The organism is Xanthocytophaga flava (assembly GCF_030068545.1).
Classification (GTDB): Bacteria; Bacteroidota; Bacteroidia; order Cytophagales; family 172606-1; genus Xanthocytophaga; species Xanthocytophaga flava.
The window spans coordinates 13,551-37,653 of sequence record NZ_JASJOR010000039.1 but is presented as its reverse complement, the minus strand read 5'-3'; the positions used below and the strand labels follow the sequence as shown (position 1 = coordinate 37,653).

Here is a 24,103-nt window from a genome sequence, read left to right as displayed (position 1 = left end):
TCCTAATGCTTAATTGATTCTGAATTTTACCAGTTCATCAGCCAGTTTCCGATCATTGGATAATCGGGGAACTTTATTCTGTCCACCCAGTTTACCCTGGGATTTCATGTACTTACGGAATGTATCTGGTTGTAAGGCAGTAATTTTTAGGGTTTGTAATATACTACCTGAAATCAGATCTTTATAATATACGTTTAGTTGAACTAATTTCTGATCGATATCTCTGGCAAACGCATTCATATCCTGTGGTAGTTTGGCAAATTCTACAAACCATTCATGATAAGGTAATTGATCTCCATCTGGTGTTACCATTGGGGCTACTGTAAATTCAATCAATTCTACTTCCGGATGTTTTTGCATGGCATATTGCATTGCTTTTTCTACTTCTTCTCCTATCACATGTTCTCCAAATGCTGAGATAAAATGTTTGATACGGCCAGATACGATAATACGGTATGGATTTTTGGAGACAAACTTGATCGTATCACCTACATTGTATCCCCATAAACCTGCATTATTGTTTACAATCAATACATAGTTTTTACCTAGTTCGACATCTGCAATACTAAGACGAGTGGGATTGGTATTGAAAAACTCTTCTGCTGGAATAAATTCATAAAAGATTCCACTGTTTAATAACAATAATAATCCTTCATGTATTTGTTTATCCTGATAAGCAAAGAAACCTTCTGAGGCAGGGAACATCTCTATGGAATCTATTTTCTTTCCAATCGATTCAAAAATCTTGGCTCGATAAGGTTCAAAATTTACACCACCATATACAAACAAAGAAAAGTTAGGGAATGTATCTTTGATAGGTTTGCCTGTCTTGGCAATGATACGATCAAAATACATCTGTACCCAAGGTGGGATACCAGATATCAATGACATATCTTCTGATAACGTTTCTCCAATAATTGTATCGAGTTTTGTTTCCCAATCCTCAATACAATTGGTTGTATAACTGGGGAGTTGATTGGTACGCAGATAGCCTGGTACATGATGATTAACTATACCCGACAGCCTGCCTGTTGGAATGGCACCTGACATATCCAAAATAGGACTACCTGACAAAAATATTAGTTTGCGATCCAGAAAGTCTGCTTTGCCTGTCTCATGTACATAAGTCAACAGTGCATTTCTGGCAGAGTTAATATGATTGGGAATAGATTCCTTTGAAATGGGAATATACTTCACTCCAGAAGTTGTACCTGATGTTTTGGCAAAATACAGAGGTTTACCCTTCCAGAGAATATCTGACTTACCATCTTTTACTTGCTGAATATAGGATTTAATATCTTCATAATCCCGTACAGGGACCTGACGTTTAAAATCTTCATATGTACGAATAGAAGAAAACCCATGTTCTTTTCCAAAAAGTGTATCTTTTCCTCCTGCAAGCAGTGACTGAAAAACTGCATTCTGTGATTCTACTGGTGCCGCTGCCCACCGATTTTGTGCTTTTACAACGGATGAGGCAAATGGCTTTGCTAAAAATGAACGAATTCCCATGCGGTAAAAATACACCTTTTTCAATTACTGTTTTATATTTCTACATTTAGATACAATTTTATCTGTAAGCCATCAGTCTGCATTGTATGTTAAATCAGAAGTATGTAAGAACTCTCTTAGTGGGAGGAATTTTATGTTTGTTAATGATTTCGTGTAAAGAAAAGAAAGACAGTCGAGTCGTTATACAACAGAAATTAACTCCTTTACATAAGTTAAAAGAACAACCTATGCCAGGAGAATGGCTGGCAGAACACAAAGAAACCTATCAGTCTTTTGAAACCTATGTGAACAAAAAGCCCACTCGTCTGGATGGTGGTCGTGACAAAATTTATATTATGCGTATTGGAACATTCTCTCCCGCAGAATTACAAATCGTTTCAAAAGCTGCTCGTTATCTCTGGTTATTTTATGGACTTCAGGTAAAGTATGTGTCCGTGCCTGAGAATGCCAACTTTCTGAAAGACTCAAGAGAACGGGAAGATACAGGTATACAACTAAGTGCCAGTCTGATTCTCAATGACGTGTTAGCTCCTGTGCTACCTGGTGATGCCGCTGTTTTAATCGCATTTACAACCTATGATTTATATCCCCGACCAGATTGGAACTATGTCTTTGGTTTAGCATCTTTGAAAAAACGTGTGGGTGTGTGGTCTATTAATCGCTTTGGATGTGCTGATAATCCTAAAGAATTTGATCAGGTGTTTCAACGGACAATCCGGACTGCGACTCATGAAATCGGACATATGTTTTCTATTAGACATTGTGTCAAATATGAATGTTGTATGAATGGGAGTAATAACAAGTATGAGATGGATGGGCGTCCTACTTATTTTTGTCCGGAATGTTTGCGAAAATTGTGTTGGAATCTAAAGCAGGATGAAAAACAGCATTTGACGAGAGTTCGTAGTTTTTGGATAAATGAAAAAAACTACGAACTGATCGGCTTTTATGATAGGAGTATTAAGGCTATTTCTGAAGATTGAAAAGATTATCGGATTTTCCTGTAGACTTTTTCTGTTGTAAATAAATCTTCTTTGATCAGTTTCTTAAATTCCTTTCGACTTGGATTGATAGATGTGAAAGTATAGCTGGAGCTATCCTGTTCGTATGTTGTCACTTTCACGGGTGTGATTTGTTCAATATCTGTGGTGATGGAATCCTCTGCATATAAGTAGCTCACAAGAAGATAATTCTTTTTAGGTGTTAGTCGCATTACTTCCCAACCAGATGGTTCAACTGGAGTATTGATAAAGTAGGAACCTTTGTAGTAGCGAAGTATGGTAGGTGCAGAAAGTTTAAGAATTGTGTCAGAGATTTGTGTAAAACAAAATAGAGTATCTGCAACAAAATATGCTTTGGTCAAACCTTCTTCTTTGGTAACATAGGAGAGTAAAGCTGTGTTATTTAATTTTTTTACCGAATCAGGAAGATCCAAATCCCTACGATGTTGTTTTAGAAAGAATCGGGATACTGAAAGGATTGAATTGGAATATACTTGCAAAAAAGTAGTATCCGAATAAAAGCCTGAAGAATCCTGAGAAATATGAATCTTCTGATTCATATAAGTACCTTGAATTTTTTTGCCAAGCTCCGTTGTGTTTTTGACATCTGCTGGTTGTGGCTGGTCAAAGAGTGTTTGCGTTTGTGACGATTCGAGTTCTCCGCAACTGCTAAAGATTGTAAGTAATACAAAAGCTATTAATGACGTTTTCATAGGTAGGTAGCGTTGTAGTAAAAGATATACATTTTCAAATTTTAATACCTTTGAGATTAGTAGGTAACCTATGTTTAATTGAAAAAATCAGGAAAGAGAGGATATGCGAGATGATTCGGAATAGGGGATAATCCAACCAAAATCTAGGATATAGTTTTTCCGTCTTTCTTTCTATTGCATAATTTTTGATTCTATGTCAGAAAAGAGTTAGTTTACAGTATGTTTGTTTTGTCTGAACCCTAATGAAAACATTAAAAACAGTTTTGTTAAGCTTAGGCTCGGGAGTATTTGGAGCCTTTTTGTTTCAGCACTTTGGAACTTCTTCTACTCCGGTTCTACCAGAAAATACTAATTCTGTAATGCGAACTGTCAGTCAGGCCTATACCAATTCACCAATAAATGCTGACTTTGTGGCAGCATCTGCTGCCAGTACATCCAGTGTAGTATTTATTAAAACCACCTCAACCATTGCCAATCAGTATGATATGTTTGACTGGTTTTTTGGTGGCGGAGGTCGCGAACAAAAAGTTTCTGGTTCCGGGTCTGGAGTAATTTTTACAGCAGATGGGTATGTAGTAACCAATAACCACGTAATTGAAAATGCGAACTCTATTGAGGTAGTACATAATAAACGATCTTACAAAGCCAAGATGATTGGTACTGACCCGTCTACAGATATTGCTGTGTTAAAAATCGAAGGAAAAGGATTACCTGCTATTAAGTTAGCCCATAGCCGGGATGTACAGGTAGGAGAATGGGTACTGGCTGTTGGTAATCCGTTTAACCTTACTTCTACAGTGACAGCTGGTATTGTAAGTGCAAAAGGTCGTAATATTGGTATTTTGGGTAGTCAGTTTCCTATTGAGTCTTTTATTCAGACAGATGCTGCTATCAACCCTGGTAACAGTGGAGGTGCCTTAGTAAATATCAAAGGAGAGTTAATTGGTATTAATAGTGCAATTTTATCACGTACAGGTAGCTACACAGGTTATGGTTTTGCTGTTCCTGTAGATATTGTAAACAAGATATTTAATGACCTGGTGAAATACGGGGAAGTACAGACGGGTTTCCTGGGAGCAGAAGTTTCAGACATCAATAGCCAAACAGCTGAAAAGTATGCTCTGAATGATTATTCTGGTGCCGTTGTGACATATCTTGAAACTGGTTCTGCAGCAGAAAAGCTGGGATTACGTAAGGGTGATGTGATTCTGAAAGTAAATGGACAGACTATCAATAGCAAGGCAGAGTTTGATGAGCAGTTGAGTTTCTATCGTCCGGGAGATAAAATAACGGTGACTTATCGCAGAGGTAATGATACCAAAGAAGGACAGCTGACGCTAACAAATCGAGAAGGCACAACAGGTTTACTGAAACATGAAACCTATAAAGCAGAATCGCTGGGTGCAGAGCTGGAAGCTTTGTCTAAAGTTGAGAAAGATAAGTTTCGATTACAGAATGGGGTACGGATTGTAAAAATTACAGGACGTGGCGTGTTAAGTCAGTTTGATGAAGGATTCATCATCACTTCTATTAACCGTCAGCCAGTAAACGCACCTAAAGATGTGGTTGACATGATGGGAAATGTAAGAGGGCGTTTGATTATTGAAGGATTAGACCCTTCCGGTGAGAGAGTCACCTACCAGATGTATTATTAAATAAGTAATAAGAAGATAACAAAAAAACCTGTCTCTAATGGACAGGTTTTTTTGTTAAAGATATAAAAATTTACAAATAAGTGAAAATGTATTGTGGTCTTATAGAAGATGATTAATTTGCTGAAAATGAGTTTAGTAAAACTATCGAATTTTATTAAACTAGTATTTATTTTTGATAGATTATTATTCTTTTTATCCTCGGAACAGAAAAGGTTACCATAAGTCCAACACTAATTGCACTTTTTTGTAAGAAAGATTGTTGGCGTAAATCATACAGATATAGCTTTATTCATATTCTCTCCACTTATTATCGATTTATGAAAAGATTTTTAGTATCTGGTTGGATTCTATTATGCTCTTTTTATTTACTACCTGATCTGGGTTATTCACAATCGAATAACCAAAATATGACGTTAGATGAATGTATTAAGTATGCACTGCAGAATGAACCAACTCTTCAGCAACAAAAAATAGCAGAACAAATCACCCAAAGAGATGTACAGATTAATCTGGCAGACTGGTATCCACAAATAAACTTCAATTATGACATTACCCATTATATTAAGCTGCAAACGAATATTATTCCCGATGCAGCTACTGGCCAAAGGCGGGCAGTACAATTTGGTCTAAAAAATAATTCCAATCTTATCTTTTCTGCTACACAAACCATCTTTAACAATAATCTAAGATTAGCTGCCCGGACTGCACCTGTGCTTCGTCAACAGGCTTCTCAGAATGTTAGTGCATCCAAAATAGATGTCGTAGTTAATGTGAGTAAGGCATTCTTCGATCTGTTTATTACTATGGACCAACTTTCTATCCTGGATGAGGATATCCTGCGCTTGGAAAGAAACCTGAGAGATACCTATAACCAATATGAAAGCGGTATCACAGATAAGATAGACTATAAAAGAGCTACTATTGCTTTAAACAGTGCTCGTTCACAAAAGAAAGCTGCCCAGGAAAGTATTATTTATAAGACAGCTGTATTAAAACAAACCATCGGATACCCTGCTGAAAATGATTTGGTGGTAGCATTTGATACAGCTAGTTTACGGCAAGCTGCCATTGTTGATACACTTCAAACATTGGAACCTGTAAACCGGATTGAATACCAACAATTACAAACTGCTCTTAAGCTACAGGAGACCAATCTATCTTATTACCGCTGGGCCTTCTTACCTACTCTGTCAGCCATATTTACGCATGATTTTCTATATCTTAATGATAATATATCTGATTTATACAATAGGTCCTATCCATACACTTATTATGGGCTTCGACTTTCTGTTCCCTTATTTCAGGGTTTTAAACGGCTTCGTAATGTACAAAAGGCTGAATTGCAGATCCGCAGTTTTGACTGGCAGCAGAAAGGTTTAAAAAATCAAATCAATTCAGAGTATAGATTAGCCCTAGCCAATTATAAAAGTGCAGTAAGTGATTGGAAGGTGCTTGAAGAAAATGAAGAGATTGCGCGGGATGTGTACAATACTGTTAATCTTCAGTATAAGGAAGGAATAAAACAATATCTCGAGGTTATTGTGGCAGAAACAGACCTACGTAGTGCACAGTTAGACGCCAGAAATGCGTTGTTGCGGGTCATCTCCAGCAAATACGATCTTTTACGTGCTATGGGTACTGTCCCATACAACGAATAAATACTATCTGTTACATGATTCAAAATCTATCTACTATTCATGAAACGTTTATCCATTCTTTTTTTTAGTATATTTTTAATAGGATTCACCTCATGTGGAAAAAAAGCAGCTACAGAGGGAGCTAAGCCAGATGCTGCCATAACTGTAACTGTTCAGGTTGTACAGGAAGGAGATCCAGTCTACTATGATAATTTTCCAGGCACAATTGTCGCGCTTAATGAGGTAACTTTACTAGCACAGGTAAATGGGTATGTAACAGGTATCTTTTTTAAAGAGGGAGAGACTGTAAAGAAAGGACAGAAACTCTATGAAATTGACCGTATCCGTTATCAGGCTGCCTATGATCAGGCATTAGCCAACCTGCGGATTACCGAAGCCAATGTAGAAAAAGCTCAGCGTGATGCAGATCGTTATAATCGCTTACTAAAACAGGATGCTGTAGCACGTCAGATTGCTGAAAATGCCGAAACTGATTTACGAAATGCACAATTACAGGTAACGTCTGCACAAGCTAATCTGACCACTGCCCGTACTAATCTTTCCTATTCTGTTATTCTTGCTCCATTTACAGGTACCATTGGAATTTCTCAGGTAAAGATGGGAGCATTGGTGAATCAGGGACAAACATTATTGAATACAATATCCTCTGATAATCCAATGGCCGTTGACTTTGAAGTAGATGAGAAGACAATGGTGCGTTTTTATAACCTGCCTAAACAAAAGACGACAAGTGATTCTACATTCCGGTTGATATTGCCTGGAGGTATAAAATATGATACACCTGGACAGTTGTCGGTTATAGACAGAGCCGTTAATCCACAAACAGGGACTATTCGAATCCGTTTACAGTTTCCGAATACTGAACACCTGTTGAAAACGGGAATGAGTTCAACTGTTCAGGTTCTCAATAAGTCGGGTAAACGCCAACTGCTGGTTCCTTCTAAATCGGTTATAGAGCAGATGGGTGAATATTTTGTCTATGTGATCAAAGATAATAAGGCTGAGCAACGTAAGGTCTCTTTGGGGGCGGTATTACAGGATCAGACAATTATTACCACCGGATTGAATGCAGGAGAACAGATAGCTGTGGAAGGAATTCAGAAACTTAAAAATGAGGCCCCTGTCCAGACGCAGCCTGCTAAAACAGCCTCCCGATAAGATATATATTCAGGATACTTCTTTCAAAGGGTATCCTTTCATTTTTTAGCCTCTTTTGTTCTGCTGATAAAGTAGAAAGAAGATTTTATGGACAAACATTAACGCCTAAGTCACGATTTATATGATTGCTGATGTATTTATAAGACGCCCCCAAACAGCTATAGTTGCTTCTATTGTTCTTTTATTGGTTGGGATACTGGCTTTGATCAATTTGCCAGTGAGCCAGTATCCGGAAATTACTCCACCTGTAGTACAGGTAACGGGTACATTTACAGGGGCCGATGCTCAAACTGTTGAACAAACTGTGGCTACACCTATCGAATCTCAGGTGAATGGTTCGCCAGGTATGGCTTATCTGTCTACCAACAGTACCAGTGACGGAAGGATGACGATGAACGTTACCTTTGAAGTGGGTACCAATATAGATATCGCTACTCTGGATATACAGAACCGTGTGAGTGTAGCGACGCCTCAATTACCAGATGAAGTACGTCGGTTAGGTTTGACTGTTCGGAAACGGAATCCAAGTATTTTGATGCTGGTTGCATTATATTCTCCCAAAGGGAGCCATAATGTGCCATTTACAGATAATTATACCAATATTTATATAAAAGATGCCTTGTTACGGGTAAAAGGGGTAGGAGATATCTTTACACGAGCTGATGATTTCAGTATGCGTATCTGGCTGCAGCCAGACAAGCTGGCTCAGGTAAATATGACAGCTACCGATGTACTTAATGCGTTGAGAGAGCAAAACGTACAGGTAGCAGCCGGATCAGTGGGTGTGCCACCTCAGAAAAATACACAAGCTTTTGAATATACTATTTATGTGAATGGACGTCTGGCTCGGTCTGAGGAGTTTGAGAAGATTATTGTAAAGAGTGATCCTCAGAGAGGAGCTTTGGTTTATCTGAAAGATATTGCACGTGTACAACTGGGAAAATTTAACTATGCCAGCAACTCATTTGTAGATGGTCGTCCTGCTTCTTACCTACTGGTATATCAGGCTCCGGGAAGTAACTCATTGGAGACCGCCAAGGGTGTATACGCAGCTATGGAAGAATTAAAGAAATCTTTTCCTGCTGATGTAGATTATGTAGTGCCTTTTGAAGCAGTGTCTGTGGTAGAAGTTTCAATTGACGAAGTAGTACATACACTGGTAGAAGCATTGATTCTGGTGGTAATTGTGGTATTTCTGTTCCTGCAAAGCTGGCGAGCAACCTTGATTCCTATATTAGCTATTCCAGTATCTATTGTAGCTACATTTGCCATGTTTATTCCATTGGGATTTACAATCAATACACTAACCCTATTTGGTTTGGTGCTGGCGATTGGTATTGTGGTGGATGACGCCATTGTGGTGGTAGAGGCTGTGCAACACTATATCGATGAGGAGGGACTTTCACCCAAAGAGGCTACTGTAAAGGCCATGAAAGATATTTCAGCTCCTGTTATTGCCATTGCATTGATTCTGGCCGCTGTGTTTGTACCTGTTGGATTTATACCGGGCATCGTAGGCCGATTGTATCAGCAGTTTGCGATAACTATTGCTGTCTCTGTATTGATTTCTGCATTTGTCGCATTATCACTAACACCTGCCCTTTGTTCATTATTCCTAAAACCTATGAAGTTAGATCAAAACTCTCGTGGGTTAAATAAGTTCTTCTATAAGTTTAACCAATGGTTTGGACGTACTACCAATCGATATGGGCAAGGTGTACAGAAAACCATTCAGTATGGACGCTATGCACTTATCTTGTTACTATGTCTGTTTGTGGGTACAGGAGTTTTATTTGTGAATAAGCCAACAGGTTTTATTCCTGTAGAAGACGAAGGAAGGATTATTATTACGTTTGAATTACCTGATGCTTCCTCTTCTGCCCGCACGGTGGCTATATTGAAACAGATGATGGGAATCTTGAAAGAGACAGAAGGCATTGCTCACTTTGCTGGTCTGGGTGGATTGAACGTAGTAAACTTCTCATCTAAATCCAGTAGTGGTACTGTGTTTTGCCAGCTGAAGCCTTGGGCCGATCGAAAAGCCGACTCATTACAGGCAGGTGCTTTAATTGGTACGTTACGGAAGAAATTTGCGGCTATTCAGGAGGCAAACATTGTTGTAATTCCACCACCTCCTATCCCTGGGTTAGGGCAGACCGCTGGTTTTACTTTTGTATTAGAGCAACGACAAGCTACACAGGATATCAAAGAGTTTGAACGAGTGCTGCAGCAGTTTCTGGCAAAAGCAAATCAGCGTCCGGAAATCAGTCGAGCATTTACTTTCTTCACTGCCCGTACACCTGGTTATCAGGTAACTGTAGATCGGGAAAAATGTAAAAAGTTGGGAGTCGCAGTTTCAGATGTATTTAGCACTATGCAAACGTTTATGGGAAGTGCCTATGTCAACGACTTTACATTATATGGGCGTAACTTCCGGGTAGTCGCACAGGCAGATACATCATACAGAGGTACCATCGAAGAGTTAGGAAGATATTATGTGCGTAGCCAGAGTGGAGAGATGGTGCCACTAAGTACATTGACCTCCTATAAAGTTGTAGAAAGTGCACCTCTCATTTCCCATTTTAACTTGTTCCGGTCTGCGGAAATCAATGGTGAATCTGCTCCTGGATTTAGTAGTGGACAAGCTATTGAAGCACTAAGAGAAGTAGCTGCCGAAGTATTGCCTGTTGGATATGGATATGAATTTTCTGCTTTAAGCCGGGAAGAAATCGCTGCAGGATCAAGCACCATTTATATATTTGGTTTATCTATCTTGTTTGTATTCCTGTTTTTAACTGCCTTGTATGAAAGCTGGTCTGTTCCCTTTTCCGTCTTGCTGGCAGTACCTATTGGTGCATTTGGCGCTATATTGACTCTTACTTTCTCTTCGCAACTTACCAACAATGTGTATGCACAGATTGGATTGATTACCCTGATTGGCCTGGCTGCCAAAAATGCCATTCTTATTGTGGAGTTTGCGAAAGAAAGGGTAGATGCAGGCATGGAAGTTGTTAAAGCTACTTTAGAAGCAGCACGATTGCGGTTACGCCCTATTGTAATGACTTCTTTAGCTTTTATTCTGGGAGTATTACCATTGGCGTTTTCATCAGGTGCAGGGGCAATGGCCCGTCGTACCATTGGATGGACTGTGTTTGGTGGTATGTTGTCAGCAACTTTACTGGCTATCTTTTTCGTGCCGGTCTTGTATGTCACTATCACCAAAATTGCTTATGGTAAGAAGAAATTGGCAGAAATGCAGACTCAGAGACCATCAGAAGATGATCCATCAGAGAGTAAACACTAAGCTTTATAAATCTTTACAAATCAGCTTTTTATTATAAGCGTTGAAGTTGAATATTGACAGCCAGTAACTTGTAGAGAGGAGTAGAGTTATTTAAGCATTTATCATACATTCAGCTGGAGTTATAGAAACCTTGACTTAATTTTGTTCGTAAATGATATGTAACTTATCCTTAGTACATTATGCGGAAGATATTTTATTTGATTGGCTTATTTCTAATGGTGGCAGGGCTGGCAATAGGACAGCAGAAAAGCACTAAAACACAAAAGAAAACCACCACTGCTACAAAAGTTAAAGCTAAAACCAGTGAGGCAAAAAGTACAGCTAGTGCAGTAAAGGATTCTTTGACGTTTGAGTACAAAGAAGTAAAGAAAGACACCTTACGAAATGTGAAAGTCAAAGGATTTGTCCCTCCGGAATTTCCAGGTGGCAAGGATAAAATGAATGAGTTTTTATCTCAGAATATGAAGTATCCGGAAGAAGCAAGAACAGACAAAGTTGAGGGCGATGTATTTGTCCGGTTCATGGTAAAAAAAGATGGCACTATTACTACACCTAAAGTGATTAGTGGACTAGGTGCAGGATGTGATCAGGAAGCTGTTCGGTTGTTAACAGTAATGCCTAAATGGAATCCTGGTAAAAAGGATGACGAACCTGTAGATATGCCTTATACTATGTATATTCACTTTGTGTTGAACTAATAGTAATATTAAAGATACGCGAAAAGCCTGGAAGCAATTCCAGGCTTTTCTTTTACATTTCTGTGTTGATATATTCGTCCACTTTTGTTGACATGGCTATATCCTTTTGAGCATCTAAAGAGTCAAGCCTTGACACAAGAGATGAGCGTATCGCTGTATAAGCATCTGGGCCTAGTGCCAATCGCAATGGCGCTGGAGTTACATCCACTGAGTCAATAATTGCTTGAGCTGTCTTTTCCGGATCGCCTGGAATGGGAAATGCATTGTTTTGGATCAGACGGCGTACTTCTCCTGCTGGCGTTTGTGCATATACTTCCATAGGAGTCGTGCTATCCATGTTGCTTACAAATCCATTTCTAAGCGCTCCTGGCTCTACTATTGTCAAACCGATATTAAATATAGAAATCTCTTTAGCTACAGTTTCTGCAAATCCTTCTATACCCCATTTAGTCATATGATAATACCCATAATTAGGGTAAGTAGCTTGCCCACCGGCTGATGAAAGCTGTATAATACGTCCTTCCCCCTGAGCACGGAGATAGGGGAGTGCTGCCCGAATTATCTGGATAGATCCCATAATATTTGTTTCTATCTGCTTTCGTATCTGGTCATCGCTAGCCTCTTCTACTGAGCCAAAAAGTCCATAGCCAGCATTGTTTACGATAACATCAATTCGATCCAAAGCATTGAAGGCATCCTGCATAACCTGATGTATAGCAGGTATATGTGTTACGTCCAGTTGGGCTATCCAAAGCCGATCACCATACTCCGCTTTAAGATCATCAAGAGCATGTGTTTTTCGCAATGTTGCAGCTACCCGATCTCCTCGTTTGAGTAATTTCTCAGTCAGGGTTCTTCCCAATCCTGCTGAACTACCAGTAATGAACCATGTTCTCATTCTTTTGTAAGTTTAATTGTGATTATTTACAAAAGTAAAGAATGCCCTTCGGAGACAACTGACACCATTCAAACCAACACTGACGAAAATCAAACCTGACGTAGAGACGAAGGCGTCATCTGGGTGTGTTTGTGAAAGAAATAGGTAAAGTGCGTAGCTTCTTCAAAACCCAGACAATAGCCAATCTGATTTATGGGCAGGTTTGTATGAAGCAGCAAGACCCGTGCTTCCTGTATGATGCGTTCATTTATTAGCTGAGTGGTTGTTTTGCCAGTGACAGCTTTTAACGTCCGGTTGAGATAGTTGACATGAACAGCTAACTTATCTGCAAAATCCTGAGCAGTCCGGTATTTTAATTTTTGATGTGATGTAATAACCAGGAACTGTTGAGCAAGTAACTCTCTGAATGATTCTGTTAAACGATTGGCGGCTGAAAAATTAGTATCGGTTATGGACGGTTCCATTCTCAATGCTTCATGAATGCATTCCAGCAAATAAATGAATATTAGTTGCTGTTTATGTAGATATGATGATGAGTATTCTTTGATCATCTTCTTAAATAAGTTACTGAATAGTTCTACCTGTTCGGTATTCAGGTAAAAGAGGGATTGTCCATTCGGATCAAAGACTGTCCAGTCACTTGGACGCAGATATGTATGTAAGGGCAAAAAGTCATCGGTAAAGATACATCCATATCCTTGACATGTACCACTGTGTATTTCCCATTTATAAGGAATCTCACGATTGGTGAATAACAGTGCATACTGCCCTGCTTGTAACATAACTTGTCGGTCACCATATGAATACGTGGCATCTCCACTGATGAGAGTAATTTTATAAAAGTCTCTGCGGCAATAGATAGAAGAAACCTGTGCTGTTTCTCTGGAAAAGTCCTCAATGGAGTAGGCAGCAAAGATATCTTTGGACTGATTAGCGGATGACGAAAGATACTGAAACGGGTAATCCTGTAAGGTCTGCTGTTGAATCATAAGTTGTATAAAAAGACTTAGACATGCAACATAAAAAAAGCCATGGTTATTCCATGGCTTAATCTTTATTTCTAACCTATTTTCAACTAGGCTTTTACTAGCTGTCCATATAAGTCAAACTCTGTTGCATCCGTAATAATAACAGTCGCAAAGTCTCCTTGTCGTATATACGTATCTGATGTTGCTTCTACTAGTACTTCATTATCTACTTCAGGTGAGTCATGCTCTGTTCTTCCTATAAAGTAGCCATTTTCTTTACGGTCAAATAAGACTTTGTATGTATGACCTATCTTTGCCTGATTCAAATCATAGGAGATTCCCTGCTGTAGTTCCATGATAGCATCTGTACGTTCCTGTTTGATATCCTCTGGTACATCGTCTTCCATTGTATAGGAATGTGTATTCTCTTCATGTGAATAATTAAATACACCCAGACGGTCAAAACGCATTTCTTCTACAAAGCGATACATTTCTTCAAAGTCCTCTTCTGTTTCTCCCGGATGACCGCTGATCAGTGTAGTACGTAAGGCAATACCTGGAACTTTACTACGAATTTGCTGAATGAGTTCTTCTGTCTTTTCACGGGTAATCCCACGACGCATAGACTTCAACACTTTATTGGATCCATGTTGCAGTGGCATATCCAGGTATTTGCAGATATTGTCACGTTCAGCCATTACATCCAGTATCTCCATTGGAAAGCCAGATGGGTAGGCATATTGAAGACGTATCCACTCCAGCCCTTCTACATCGGAAAGAGCACGAAGCAAATCTTCAAGACGGCGTTTTTTGTATAAGTCTAACCCATAATAGGTAAGATCCTGTGCAATCAGAATAAGTTCTTTAGTACCACGCTTTACCAGACTTTGTGTTTCTCTAACCAGCTGTTCGATCGGCTTAGATATATGCCCTCCACGCATCAGTGGAATGGCACAGAATGAACATGGTCGATCACAGCCTTCAGCAATTTTAAGATAGGCAAAATGAGCGGGTGTAGTAATTAGCCGTTCGCCAACCAGTTCATGTTTGTAATCTGCCTTTAATGTTTTGAGAAGGCGAGGTAGTTCATTAGTACCAAAATACGCATCAACAGTTGGGATCTCTTTTTCCAGATCGTCTTTATACCGATGTGAAAGACAACCAGTGACATAGAGTTTATCAATTAATCCATGTTCCTTGGCATCAGCGTAACGTAGTATTGTATCAATAGATTCTTGTTTAGCATTGTCTATAAAGCCACATGTGTTAACGATAACAATATTGGCATCGTCTTTTTTCGACTCGTGTGTTACATCAAACTGGTTTGCCCTGAGTTGGGTAAAGATTTCTTCCGAGTCCACGAGATTTTTCGAGCACCCCAACGTCACAATGTTGACTTTGTTTTTTACAGATCCTTTGGTTTTCATTTATGTTTCTGACAAAAGAATGACAGTAAGTAAAGAGTGAGCTTATCTGTCAGAGAAATATGATTTGTGTTTTTAGTATTCTGTGAGTGGTTCAACATACCCATTACAGGCGTCAACTCTATACTTTTTTACAATTGAGTCTCCTGTGGTTGTTTCCAATGCAATACAATAATATGGATAAGATGTGGTTGCAGGTTCTACTGAGGTTACCTGATATAATTTCTCATGGTATGCATCAACTTGGTTCAAACTATCTTTTATCTCAGGAAGATTCTCTACTATTCTTTCTGCAACACTATCTTTGATTAAAAAAGTTCGATTGGCGATTTGCCAGGGCGATAAAATATATTCATACTTTGTATAGCGAAACGTTTTTGCCCACACAATCCGCATTACCTAACAAAGGGCATTTCGTTGTATAAAATCTCCCTGTAAAACGAAAATGATGCCATCCATCAGGTTGTTGCCAGTGTTCTGCTGGTATCTTAAGATCAGATGAGGCTGGTACTATATCAATGCAAGTTCCTTCTTTTTCGCAATCATATCCTGATGAATCTACCAGGGCAAGATCTGTTGGTTTTATCAGGGCAATCACATGCCCAGCCTACCCACATCATTTCAATTGTTTGCTCCTGCTCTTCCAATGGAGAACAGCTATATGTGAGAAACAGAAGGCTGAGAATAATATGGGATCTCAAGGAGTACTATTTTTCAGATGCCTTTTGAAAATAAATAAAATAGGATAGTTTATTTTTTAAATAAGGAATTGACAAAAGCAACCTTATCAAACAACTGCAGATCATCAATTTTTTCTCCTACACCTATATATTTAACCGGAATCTTAAACTGGTCTGATATCCCAATTACCACACCACCTTTGGCCGTTCCGTCCAGTTTGGTAATAGCCAGTGCTGTTACATCAGTAGCTTTTGTAAACTCCTGAGCCTGAATAAATGCATTCTGACCTGTGCTACCATCTAATACCAACAATACTTCGTGAGGAGCATCTGGCACCACTTTCTGCATAACCCGTTTTATTTTTGTGAGTTCCTGCATCAGGTTAACCTTTGTATGTAAACGACCTGCTGTATCTACAATAATAATATCAGCCTTTTGTTCATTTCCTTGTTTCACTGCATCAAAGGCAACTGACGCTGGGTCAGTATTCATGCCATGATCAATTACTGGAATACCTACCCGTTGTCCCCACAGTTTTAGCTGATCTACGGCTGCCGCCCGGAAGGTATCCGCTGCTCCTAATACCACCTTCTTTCCTGCTTTATGAAATTGAGCTGCCAGCTTACCAATAGTAGTAGTTTTACCTACACCATTTACACCTACCACCATAATCACATAGGGTTTGGTTGTATCTGGCACATCAAAGTTTTTGATGTCCTGTGAACGATTCTCTGATAGTAACTTTGATATTTCGTCTCTTAAAATTGAATCCAGTTCACTGGCATTTAAATATTTATCCTCTGCAACTCTTTTCTCTATACGCTCAATGATTTTGAGGGTTGTGGCAACTCCAACGTCTGATGTCAAAAGTATCTCTTCCAGTTCGTCGAGTACCTCTTCATCCACCTTTGACTTTCCAATAACTGCTTTACCTAGCTTGCTAAAGAAGCTTTCTTTTGTTTTTTCCAGTCCTTTGTCTAATGACTCTTTTTGTTCTTCTTTATTAGGTTTTAAAAAATCGAAAAGTCCCATGTGTATTTTTCAAATTTCAGGTTGCCAGAATAAGCTAATTTTGGAACCGGGTGAATTAATGGCCTAAAATAACAAAAAAAGTCCCAACAAGGGACTTTTTAGATTTGAAATCAAAATGCGCTTAGCGTTTCAGAGCGGCTTGTACTTCTTCAGTAGATACCATCTCTTCTTTAAATGTATAAGCACCAGTTTTTGGTGACTTTACAGCTTTAATGATTTTGACAAAACCTTTGCCATCATTTTTTTTCAGGGTCGCAACAACTTTCTTTGCCATTTCTTTGTAAACGTTAGTAAGATGAAGAGTTAATTGAGTAATCAGAATGCTATTGTTTAGATAAACTTTTCTAAAAACCAGCTAACACGAACGATTACTTGATTTCTTTATGAACCGTTACTTTTTTCAGGAACGGATTATATTTTTTCAACTCAATACGTTGAGTTGTGTTTTTACGGTTTTTAACAGTGATATAACGAGACATTCCTGCAACGCCAGAATCTTTTTGTTCGGTGCATTCCAGAATTACCTGCACACGGTTACCTTTCTTTGCCATTTTTGTAAATATTTTTAATGAATCGAATGCTTTTTAAAAACAGGACTGCAAAGTTAAAATAATTTTATCGGAATTTGAAAAATTATGAAGAAAGATTTTTTCTGAAACAAGAAGAAATTTTTAAAAATGTTAAAATACTGATAGTCAGTTTGATTTTCTGTGCGAAAATATTTTTTTTGATTTTTTTTTGTTCCAGATATTGCGTTGTAAAAAAAAGACCATACTTTTGCAGTCCCATTGAATGACAACAAGTCCAACAATGGTCAATAAAAGGAGGCTTAGCTCAGCCGGTTCAGAGCATCTGCCTTACAAGCAGAGGGTCGGGGGTTCGAATCCCTCAGCCTCCACTTTTTTAGCAAAAGGTCTTAGATAATCTCTAAGGCCTTTTTTATTTTCTACTACTTTAGTTGCTTTACAGACCATTATTTCAATTTATGAACAATACAATTTCAGAAATTAAAATATGAGAAAAGCAGCAACAGGACATAGCTGAATTACGGACTCTGTTTTGGGAAGTCAGACAACAAACTTTTTTGTGGATAGATACAAGCGTTTTTACTTTATTGGACTTCGACAAGGAAACGAAAGAGGAGTATATCTTAGTTGCACTTGCACAGAATAAAGTGGTTGGATTTGTTTCAGGTTGGTTAGCTGACAATTTCATTCATCATTTATATGTGGATACTACTTATCATAACCTTGGTATTGGAACCCAATTACTGGATGCGATAATAAATAAAATTGGTCTTCCTGTTAGGCTTAAGTGTATAGAAAAAAATAGAAACGCAATGGCGTTTTACACTAAAAGAGGATTTACTGAAAAAGCGAGAGGGCTGTCAGACAATGAAGTCTATATTTTTTTTGAATTACGGCAGTAAGTATTTTGTGGTTTTACTCCATAACTTCTAGGTAAGATTCGAAGTTTATTTCGAAGTTTATAAAGAGAATCAACCCTGGCTGTTAAAGTAGTTAGACAAGCAATAGTAAGATCTCCAGACTACTTATACAAATCTATCATCTCTCAGTAAAATTTAATCAGGCACTGTTATTTATGCAATAGATGCAGGTCCAATCTACATGGACATTCAGTATGTTTTTAAATTTTATTCATAATCACTTATTCATAGACATGGAATCTACTATTCAACTAGTATTGGGATTACCCTTTAGATTAAAGCTAACAGGTAAACTAACTTATCTGCCAAGGGTTGGCGAAGCTATATTTTTAGGCAAAGACGGATTTGAAGTTATATCAGACAAACATCCGGATAAAATAGTAGAGATACGCAATCGAATAGTTGATGTAATCGAACAAGATGCCAAGCTGGTTTTGGTCATAACACATATATATCATGAGTTTGATGAGGGAGGGCAGGATGTATTTATAACCGTTGAGAAATCAGACAAAATAGGAAGAGGGTATAGTGTCTTTGAAGACATTACGGAAACACTACAACTACAAGAAGTCCGGTTATAACCGGACTTTTTCATTTTGTAACTATACATTTCCGGAAAAATAGAATATCCATTATATTTGAGTGTCCTTCAATAAATCAGGTAGAACGTGTACAAACCCAAACCGCCGATTGATCCAGATGCCTATGCTCATAAAATTAAAAGTGTGGGAGATTCCAGGCGAGAAAAGCAAAGAATCGAAGAAGAGGCAAGAAGAAAAGAAGTTCTAAGCAGTCCGAGACCTATAGACGAAGATTTGTCTATTTTAGATATAGGTCAATTAAAAGTGCAGATTCTCTATATGCCTCCTTTTGAAACAAATTATATATGGGATATCCGACAGAGAGAGAAGAGAGTGGTATTCAAGTCTATTCTCTCTATGAAAATGTGCTGATAAATCGGAAGATGATAGCGCCTGGCTATAAAAGAATTCTCATTTCTGTCGAACAGTTAACCTACTTGCTGGAAAAGATCTATGCTACTAGCATACCTTTTCGCATCATACCCATGAATGGAATCGGATTGGATGGAACTTTATATGGGCTAACTATTTTTGAGAATTTCTTTCGCAGGATTAAAGTTTTCTGGTGGGAAGAACCTCAGGAAGATTTACTTGAATTGCACAAGATACTTTTGTCATACATTGAGCTATTTAAAAATAGTGAGCATAAAATTCCTATTGTATGAAGTTGTTGCACTTAGTACACCTCTCCTATGCTACAGGGTAGCTTTTTCTTCATTTCTGGTAAAAAGCACTACATTATATCCATTTTATTATTTAAAAGTTGTCAATAAGGCTGCAAACAACTTGCTTAGATTATTTTCACTGCTCTGGTACAGAAATTTTTTCATTCTCGTTGTTAGTCTGAATAGGTCAGTAGAGCTGGTTTAAGATAAAACCTGTAATAAATTAGTAAGAGTCAGAATGTATAGTATAGATTGATAGGTTAGTAACAGGGTGAATAAGATATCTTAAACCAGAATAAGAATGAGTTATCTGTATTGAGCAATCTTTAGGATAACGAAGACTAATAAGAGGTTACCCCAGTGGTAACCTCTTTACATATTTGTTTATTTCTGACACCTTAATCTGATACTAAACCTTCCTGAGTCAGGTATGAAAATATATGATGCACTGATTATCGGAGCTGGTCAAGCTGGAGTGCCACTGGCTAAAAAGCTTGCTCAATCTGGTAAAAAGACACTTCTTATAGAAAAAAGAATCTTGGGTGGCACCTGTGTAAATGATGGATGTACCCCTACAAAAACGTTGATAGCATCTGGAAGAATTGCTTATTTAGCCAGGCATAGTAAGGAATGGGGAGTGAACAAAGATAGTGTCTCAATTGATATGCCCTTTATTAAAAGGAGAAAAGATTCTATCATCTTGGGTTCCCGCCAAGGGTTGGAAAAAGGAGTAGAAGATACTGAAGAATTGGATTTATTGTATGGGGAAGCTGTATTTACAGGTTTCAAGACTGTTACTGTTCAAGGCCGGGATGGTAAATCACAGGAAATTAAAGCTGAATACATCTTTATTAATACGGGCGCAGCTCCTGTTATCCCAGAGATTGAAGGACTTTCTACTATACATTATTTCACATCCACCTCTATCCTGGATCTGGAACAAGTGCCTGAGCACTTACTCATTGTTGGTGCTGGATATATTTCACTGGAGTTTGCTCAATTATATAGAAGATTAGGGAGTAAGGTGACAATTCTGGAGAGAAGTAACACTTTTTTTGTAAAGGAAGATGAAGATGTTGCAACTGAATTGAGAAAGATATTGGAAGAAGAAGGTATTCAAATAGAACTTAATGCTGAAGTAAGTCAGGTGAAACCATCAGGAGAAGGCAAGATACTAGCAACCCTGAAAATAGGTAGTCAGTCCAATGAAATTGTCTGTTCACATTTGTTACTGGCCAGCGGAAGAAAACCCCAAAGTGGAAACTTGTCTCTTGATAAAACAGGTGTCAATACAGATGAGAAAGGATATATTGAGGTAAATGACCGATTGGAAACAAATGTTAGCGGAATCTATGCCTTGGGGGATGTAAAAGGTGGTCCGGCATTTACCCATATTTCCTACAATGACTATGTAATTGTAAGTAAAAATCTGCTGGATGATGCTAACCTGACTACTCGGGATAGATTGATACCATACTGTATATTCACAGATCCTCAGTTAGGACGAGTAGGATTGTCAGAAAAGCAAGCGCGTGAAAAGGGATATGATATTAAGGTTGCTAAACTACCTATGGAACATGTGGCACGAGCCAGAGAAACTGGAGAGACACGTGGTTTTATGAAGGCAGTCGTAGATGAAAAAACGAAACAGATACTAGGTGCTGCTATAATAGGAGTAGATGGAGGAGAAATTGTGTCTGTATTGCAAGTAGCTATGATGGGTAAGCTCACATATGAGCAAATACGAGATGGGGTTTTTGCTCATCCCACATTTTCCGAATCATTAAACAATCTCTTTATGTCGCTAGATTAAGAACACTTGGTTATTCATATATAATCCTTATATACTATGTTAAGCTCAAATACGAAAGATTTTTTGCAGGCGGCTATTATTGGGGGATTGGCAGGTTCAAGGACCAGTAGTGCACCTGCTGTTACCAGTATCTTATTGTCAAAAAATCCAACTAAAGCTTTTGCTCCTAAACTGATCCGATTCTTAGGTAATCAGTCTGTGTCGCAAGTAATGCAGCTAATGGCGATCCCTGAACTCATTATGGATAAAGTTCCAACTGTTGGAGACCGCATTACACCTATGGGTGTTGCTTGTCGTATGGTATCTGGTACCTTGTGTGGGGCGTTACTTTTCAGATCCAGGAATCAGGATGTAGTTAAGGGAATGCTTATCGGTGGGCTGGCAGCACTCGTCTCTACATATGCTTTATTCTATACCCGAAAGAAGTTAGCAGAGAAAACTCAAATACCCGATGCATTGTTGGGTACTGCAGAAGATGCTATTGTGGTAGCAGGTGGTAAATGGCTTGTAAATTCTGCAAAAAGTTAAACATTGAATCTTAAAAATATAAAAGCCCTGAGATAGTTTCAGGGCTTTCTTTATATATGCATTCCATTCCTACTTCTTTTCCCTTTTAAATCCATTTTTGTCATAGTGACAATTATTTCTTTTGTCAGTTGAGTATAACAAATAATCAACCTTTTTCAATGAGTCACGCAATATGATTATTTTTGCACTATAAATGTTTTATTTTTAAAATTTTTTATAAATGCCAAAAATAGTAATATTGTATCTGCACAACAGCCTGTCATTGTTCAGATGGTTACCTCCCTTATAGAAAGTTTAGACATGAACCATTACAATAGTTATAAAACGGCTGAACAGTAAATACAAGGACCGCTTAACCATAAATAGTGCTAAAGTATGTTCCAAAGAGGGAAATCAAAGTCCGTTAGACATATTGGGGACGCTGCCACCAATGCATACGAACTACTTGCTGATGAGCAACTATGGCAGAAAAGTAAAGCAGGAGATCGCCAGGCCTTTTCTCAGATTTTTCTGCGATACTATAAACCTCTTCATACATATGGTGTAAGCCTTTATCCTGATAAGGAGTTGATTAGAGATTGCATTCAGGAAATTTTTCTGGAGATGTGGTTATATCGGGAGTCTGTGGCAGAGGTTGATTCCGTAAAGTTTTATGTATTTAGAAGTTTTCGAAGAAGAGTTTTCAAACGACTGGAGACTATTCGGAAGAATCCTTTTCTTGAACTTAATGAAATCTCAGAACAGACAAGTGTTCACTCATTTGAAACACTGCTAATAAAGGAACAAAGTGAGGAGGGACAAAAAAACTATCTTCTAAAAGAACTCTCCAGTTTGCCTAAAAGACAACAGGAAGCTATTTATCTAAAGTTTTATCAGGATCTGAGCTATGAAAAAATTGCAGAGATGATGTCACTTAACTATCAATCTGTCAAAAATCTGGTTCACAATGGCGTAAAGTCTATCCGGGAGAAACTTCTACAAAAAGATATTTTTACAATTCTGTGGCTAACAGGTACATTAATATGGCTGTTTTTTTAGATTAGCCTAAACAAACTATTTTTCTTTTACTTTCCGCACATTACTCCCTGGTTTGGCTAATAGATGTCTATCTAGAATCGGATGTCTTTAACCCTTTCTTTCTTAATTCCCTTCTTATATTCTGTCTTTCCTCTTATACAAAGCTTGACATGATGCAGTTCTGGTTTGGATAAGATAATAGATAAAATAATTGAAATTTTTTTGAGTTCTCATGAGTACGCTTTTCAAAAGTCCTTCTCTTTTACTACATAATACCAAAGATCCATTTTTCTACCTTTTTGATACATTCAGTGAAATACACTAATTATTCTGTTGAAGATTTTGTTGCTGATGAATTTTTCCAGCAATGGGTAAAAGCTCCACAGCCAATTCACCAATCATTTTGGTCAGAATGGCTTAAAGAGAATCCGCATAAGGCAGAAGAAGTAGAAGATGCTCGTAGATTAGTAGCTGCTTTCATAGTTGAAGCAGATAAATCTTTGGAGCAGCAGGCAAAAAATGACCTTGGTATACTATGGAGCAAGATTGACGAAACAGAGGTTCGTTCACAATCTTCTTTTCAGTCTGGATGGTTAAAAATGGCAGCTGTATTCATCGGATTTCTTGTTATAGTGGGAGTAGCTATATTCTTTTATTCACGTTGGAGTATGGTGCAATATGCAACGGATTTTGGAAAGACTCAGAAGTTTATTTTGCCAGATGGCTCCGAGGTGGTTTTAAATGGTAATTCACAAATCTCCTTTTCAAAAGATTGGACAGCCATGCAAGATCGTGAGGTTTGGATACAAGGTGAGGCATTTTTTCATGTTGCCAAACAGAAGACTCATAATGGGTATCGCAAATTTATTGTACATACTTCTAATGTGGCAGTAGAAGTATTGGGAACTCAGTTTGATGTAAATAATAGGAGGGAACTTACCCGGGTAGTACTTAGTGAAGGATCTGTTCGGTTACAACCTAAGCAACTCATGAAGCCTTTTCTTATGGTTCCGGGAGATTTGGTTGAATTTTCAGAGAAGCAATCGCTGATGCATAGAAAAGTCAATCCTGGATTGTATTCTGCCTGGACACAGGGTGAATTAAACTTTGAAAAAGAATCATTGGCCGATATTGCCCGGTTGCTGGAAGATAACTATGGCTATCAAGTAGTATTTAATGATTCCACGATTTCTACCAGACGATTCAGTGGATCGGCATCAGTTACCAATATCAATAATTTATTAATCAAGCTTTCTAAATCACACAATTTACGGATTACAAGGCAGGGAAAAACAATTTTTCTGGACAATAATTAATGTCATTTGTTTTTGAATGCTGCCTTTTAGTGCA

The 24,103-nt window shown here is 38.1% G+C and carries 22 protein-coding genes and 1 tRNA gene; 14 read left to right on the top strand and 9 right to left on the bottom strand.

Annotated features, from left to right (window positions below):
- Window positions 1–9: 9 nt before the first annotated feature.
- Window positions 10–1,512 carry a GH3 auxin-responsive promoter family protein gene (locus QNI15_RS34445; protein WP_313999285.1) on the bottom strand — a complete coding sequence of 501 codons (1,503 nt, stop codon included), beginning with the start codon at window positions 1,510–1,512 and terminating at the stop codon, window positions 10–12.
- 86 nt (window positions 1,513–1,598) lie between these two features.
- On the opposite strand from QNI15_RS34445, the gene QNI15_RS34440 reads away from it, so the two are divergent.
- Window positions 1,599–2,495, top strand: a complete 897-nt coding sequence (locus tag QNI15_RS34440) for an archaemetzincin (protein WP_313999283.1) — start codon at window positions 1,599–1,601, stop codon at window positions 2,493–2,495.
- A gap of 5 nt (window positions 2,496–2,500) precedes the next feature.
- Here the strand turns inward: QNI15_RS34440 and QNI15_RS34435 are convergent, their stop codons facing one another.
- Window positions 2,501–3,226, bottom strand: a complete 726-nt coding sequence (locus QNI15_RS34435) for a hypothetical protein (protein ID WP_314036382.1) — start codon at window positions 3,224–3,226, stop codon at window positions 2,501–2,503.
- A 242-nt stretch (window positions 3,227–3,468) separates the two neighbouring features.
- Here QNI15_RS34435 and QNI15_RS34430 point away from each other — a divergent pair, with 242 nt between their 5' ends.
- The 5 genes from QNI15_RS34430 (at window position 3,469) to QNI15_RS34410 (ending at window position 11,699) form a co-directional block, all read left to right on the top strand.
- Window positions 3,469–4,881 (top strand): trypsin-like peptidase domain-containing protein, encoded by a 1,413-nt coding sequence (locus QNI15_RS34430; RefSeq protein ID WP_314036380.1) that lies wholly within the window; start codon window positions 3,469–3,471, stop codon window positions 4,879–4,881.
- A 317-nt stretch (window positions 4,882–5,198) separates the two neighbouring features.
- A complete protein-coding gene (locus tag QNI15_RS34425; protein ID WP_314036378.1) occupies window positions 5,199–6,539 on the top strand; it encodes a TolC family protein in 1,341 nt (446 codons plus the stop codon).
- 39 nt (window positions 6,540–6,578) lie between these two features.
- Complete coding sequence (locus tag QNI15_RS34420; RefSeq protein WP_314036376.1) at window positions 6,579–7,697, top strand: efflux RND transporter periplasmic adaptor subunit; 1,119 nt, start codon at window positions 6,579–6,581, stop codon at window positions 7,695–7,697.
- Window positions 7,698–7,818: 121 nt separating this feature from the next.
- A complete protein-coding gene (locus tag QNI15_RS34415) occupies window positions 7,819–11,001 on the top strand; it encodes an efflux RND transporter permease subunit (RefSeq protein WP_314036374.1) in 3,183 nt (1,060 codons plus the stop codon).
- A 179-nt stretch (window positions 11,002–11,180) separates the two neighbouring features.
- Complete coding sequence (locus QNI15_RS34410) at window positions 11,181–11,699, top strand: energy transducer TonB (protein WP_313988063.1); 519 nt, start codon at window positions 11,181–11,183, stop codon at window positions 11,697–11,699.
- A gap of 52 nt (window positions 11,700–11,751) precedes the next feature.
- On the opposite strand, the gene QNI15_RS34405 is transcribed toward QNI15_RS34410, so the two are convergent.
- The 7 genes from QNI15_RS34405 to rpmG all read right to left on the bottom strand — a co-directional run bounded on the left by QNI15_RS34405 (window position 11,752) and on the right by rpmG (window position 17,253).
- A complete protein-coding gene (locus tag QNI15_RS34405) occupies window positions 11,752–12,597 on the bottom strand; it encodes an SDR family oxidoreductase (RefSeq protein WP_314036372.1) in 846 nt (281 codons plus the stop codon).
- A gap of 89 nt (window positions 12,598–12,686) precedes the next feature.
- Window positions 12,687–13,586 carry a helix-turn-helix domain-containing protein gene (locus QNI15_RS34400; RefSeq protein WP_314036370.1) on the bottom strand — a complete coding sequence of 300 codons (900 nt, stop codon included), beginning with the start codon at window positions 13,584–13,586 and terminating at the stop codon, window positions 12,687–12,689.
- 86 nt (window positions 13,587–13,672) lie between these two features.
- Window positions 13,673–14,992 (bottom strand): 30S ribosomal protein S12 methylthiotransferase RimO, encoded by a 1,320-nt coding sequence (gene rimO, locus QNI15_RS34395; RefSeq protein WP_313988069.1) that lies wholly within the window; start codon window positions 14,990–14,992, stop codon window positions 13,673–13,675.
- Window positions 14,993–15,064: 72 nt separating this feature from the next.
- Window positions 15,065–15,385 (bottom strand): hypothetical protein, encoded by a 321-nt coding sequence (locus QNI15_RS34390; protein WP_314036368.1) that lies wholly within the window; start codon window positions 15,383–15,385, stop codon window positions 15,065–15,067.
- Window positions 15,386–15,739: 354 nt separating this feature from the next.
- Window positions 15,740–16,702, bottom strand: coding sequence for a signal recognition particle-docking protein FtsY (gene ftsY, locus QNI15_RS34385; protein ID WP_313988075.1), 963 nt, complete (start codon window positions 16,700–16,702; stop codon window positions 15,740–15,742).
- Between the two features lie 121 nt (window positions 16,703–16,823).
- On the bottom strand, window positions 16,824–16,976 hold the full coding sequence (locus tag QNI15_RS34380; protein WP_313988078.1) for a DUF4295 domain-containing protein: 153 nt from the start codon (window positions 16,974–16,976) through the stop codon (window positions 16,824–16,826).
- A gap of 94 nt (window positions 16,977–17,070) precedes the next feature.
- Window positions 17,071–17,253 (bottom strand): 50S ribosomal protein L33, encoded by a 183-nt coding sequence (rpmG, locus tag QNI15_RS34375; RefSeq protein WP_313988081.1) that lies wholly within the window; start codon window positions 17,251–17,253, stop codon window positions 17,071–17,073.
- Between the two features lie 272 nt (window positions 17,254–17,525).
- On the opposite strand from rpmG, the gene QNI15_RS34370 reads away from it, so the two are divergent.
- From QNI15_RS34370 to QNI15_RS34335, 8 genes are all read left to right on the top strand, one after another.
- Window positions 17,526–17,600: transfer RNA gene (locus QNI15_RS34370), tRNA-Val, on the top strand.
- 138 nt (window positions 17,601–17,738) lie between these two features.
- Entirely contained in the window at window positions 17,739–18,131 is a 393-nt protein-coding gene (locus QNI15_RS34365; protein ID WP_314036412.1) for a GNAT family N-acetyltransferase, read from the top strand.
- Between the two features lie 251 nt (window positions 18,132–18,382).
- Window positions 18,383–18,730: a hypothetical protein gene (locus QNI15_RS34360; protein ID WP_313988086.1), complete on the top strand. Its 348-nt coding sequence runs from the start codon at window positions 18,383–18,385 to the stop codon at window positions 18,728–18,730.
- A 305-nt stretch (window positions 18,731–19,035) separates the two neighbouring features.
- Window positions 19,036–19,395 carry a hypothetical protein gene (locus QNI15_RS34355; protein WP_313999263.1) on the top strand — a complete coding sequence of 120 codons (360 nt, stop codon included), beginning with the start codon at window positions 19,036–19,038 and terminating at the stop codon, window positions 19,393–19,395.
- Between the two features lie 430 nt (window positions 19,396–19,825).
- Window positions 19,826–21,208 carry a mercuric reductase gene (locus QNI15_RS34350; RefSeq protein ID WP_314036366.1) on the top strand — a complete coding sequence of 461 codons (1,383 nt, stop codon included), beginning with the start codon at window positions 19,826–19,828 and terminating at the stop codon, window positions 21,206–21,208.
- Window positions 21,209–21,244: 36 nt separating this feature from the next.
- Window positions 21,245–21,736 (top strand): DUF4126 family protein, encoded by a 492-nt coding sequence (locus QNI15_RS34345; protein WP_313999259.1) that lies wholly within the window; start codon window positions 21,245–21,247, stop codon window positions 21,734–21,736.
- Between the two features lie 375 nt (window positions 21,737–22,111).
- The gene (locus tag QNI15_RS34340) at window positions 22,112–22,774 is read left to right on the top strand and encodes an RNA polymerase sigma factor (RefSeq protein WP_313999257.1); all 663 of its coding nucleotides are present in this window, start codon (window positions 22,112–22,114) and stop codon (window positions 22,772–22,774) included.
- A 290-nt stretch (window positions 22,775–23,064) separates the two neighbouring features.
- Window positions 23,065–24,069, top strand: a complete 1,005-nt coding sequence (locus QNI15_RS34335; RefSeq protein ID WP_314036364.1) for a FecR family protein — start codon at window positions 23,065–23,067, stop codon at window positions 24,067–24,069.
- Window positions 24,070–24,103 lie beyond the last annotated feature (34 nt).